Here is a 1,170-nt window from a genome sequence, read left to right as displayed (position 1 = left end):
CTCTTTCGAAGACAGACCATGACAATGTTTCGGTGAATGGAGTGGGCATGGCACCTTATATGATATCTGTTGCCCTTTTCGTCGCGGCTCTTTCTACCAATATGATTTTTGCCAAATTGCCATCTGGCCGTCATCCAGAAAGTCGTTGGGCTTGGCTTAAATCGAGATTGGAAGTGAACGGGATGATTGCGGTCTTAGCTGGTATCCTGGTCTACGGAGCTGTCCACCTGCTAGGAATGGTAGCAAACCATGAAAGCTTGACCCTCTTCCTCTGTGTGCTAGGAAGTGTGACCTTCATGTCCATGGTGACTGCCTTAACGACATGGAACAACAAGGTCGGAGCTTTTATCTCTTTGATTCTCTTGCTCCTTCAACTGGCTTCTAGTGCAGGGACTTATCCGCTTGCCCTCACCAATCGTTTCTTCCAAGCTATTCATCCGCTGTTGCCGATGAGTTATACCGTATCGGGACTAAGGGAAACCATTTCCTTATCTGGTCAGATAGGAGGACAAGTCACCTTCCTTACCCTAGTTTTGGGCTTGTGTATTGGCCTAGGAATGATAGCCTATCAACCTCAAAAAATGGAAGAAGACTAAGCTTCCTCTATCCATAGTTTCATGTGAAACAAAGCCCCTTTCTCAATAGAGAAGAGGGCTTTTTCTTAGTTAAAATAAAGCACTTCTGGATCTGGAGTAACATAGACAAGGTTGTCATCTTTAAAGACAAGTTGAACTTGTCCTTCTTTGTAGGTAAAGACTGTAAAAGTTTGCTCTAATTGAGACGTTTGAGCTAGATCGATTACACCAGCCCAAAAAGCATGGAGTTGCTCCTCTGTTAAAAGACCCTCTTGATAGAGATTAACAAGGTTTTCTTTTTCCTTTTCTGAAAAGGTCTCGAGCATATAATTTGAATCAACATGGGTTTTTTCAGGTTTTCCAAGAATTTTTTTGACTATTTTTGTTGTATAGCCTTCGAAATCAGGTGTATGCACTTTTAATCCACCGTCATATTTTTTATAGTAAACGACAGAATCGCCTGTTGCATAGATCTTGTCTGTTGGAGCTTCGCTAGCATTGGCAGGGAGCTCCTCCATTTTTTTGCTAGAGCTGGTTTCTGTCTCAGACTCTTTCTTCTCTTTTTTGGAAGAGCTAGCTTTAGATGATTTTTTTG

Annotated in this window: 2 protein-coding genes; one reads left to right on the top strand and one right to left on the bottom strand. The window is 42.2% G+C overall.

Annotation, left to right across the window (positions count from 1 at the left end; all coding sequences use genetic code 11):
- Nucleotides 1-596, top strand: a 596-nt coding sequence (locus ACLOR3_RS02960) for a YhgE/Pip family protein (RefSeq protein ID WP_412036975.1), incomplete at its 5' end; no start/stop codon positions are given.
- 65 nt (nucleotides 597-661) lie between these two features.
- On the opposite strand, the gene ACLOR3_RS02955 is transcribed toward ACLOR3_RS02960, so the two are convergent.
- On the bottom strand, nucleotides 662-1,170 hold a 509-nt coding region (locus ACLOR3_RS02955; RefSeq protein ID WP_412036974.1), incomplete at its 5' end, for a DUF4947 domain-containing protein.

The organism is Streptococcus intestinihominis, from assembly GCF_046824975.1.
GTDB lineage: Bacteria > Bacillota > Bacilli > Lactobacillales > Streptococcaceae > Streptococcus.
The sequence above is the reverse complement of the archived record's forward strand: the minus strand, read 5'-3'. Positions and strand labels throughout refer to the sequence as shown.